Source organism: Pseudomonas sp. MF6767 (assembly GCF_016405475.1).
Classification (GTDB): Bacteria; Pseudomonadota; Gammaproteobacteria; order Pseudomonadales; family Pseudomonadaceae; genus Aquipseudomonas; species Aquipseudomonas paracarnis.
The window spans coordinates 1-547 of sequence record NZ_JAEKCY010000063.1; the positions used below are offsets into that span (position 1 = coordinate 1).

General features: G+C 62.7%; 1 pseudogene. It reads right to left on the bottom strand.

Going from position 1 to position 547, the window contains the following annotated elements:
• Positions 1–51: 51 nt before the first annotated feature.
• Positions 52–357, bottom strand: a pseudogene (locus JFT58_RS30110) (helix-turn-helix transcriptional regulator); the annotation flags it as partial.
• Positions 358–547 lie beyond the last annotated feature (190 nt).

Here is a 547-nt window from a genome sequence, read left to right on the forward strand (position 1 = left end):
GTGACGCAGAGCGTCACGGGATCCATTCCCACGCGGAGCGTGGGAACGATCTTAGTCTTCGGTCGAGTACATCCACCGCAACAACGAGTGCCGTCCGCTGATCCCCAACTTGATCGCCGCACGCTTGAGGTAGCTCTCGATGGTGTTGACCTTCAACGCCAGTTGCTCGGCCAACTCCGGCGCGGTGCGCCCGGCCAGCAGGCCTACGCACACTTCCAGTTCACGGTTGGACAAGGTAAGCCCCGATTGCACCAGGCGCTCCTGGATGCGTCGGCGCAAGGTGTCGATGCCCTGGGGTTGAGGCACTGCGCACGGGCTGTCCGGGAGCGATGGCTGCAGCGCGGTGATGTGTTGATCGTTCCCTCACTCCGCGTGGGAACGCCGCCATGGACGCTCTGCGTCCACAGTGACGCAGAGCGTCACGGGATCCATTCCCACGCGGAGCGTGGGAACGATCTTAGTCTTCGGTCGAGTACATCCACCGCAACAACGAGTGCCGTCCGCTGATCCCCAACTTGATCGCCGCACGCTTGAGGTAGCTCTCGAT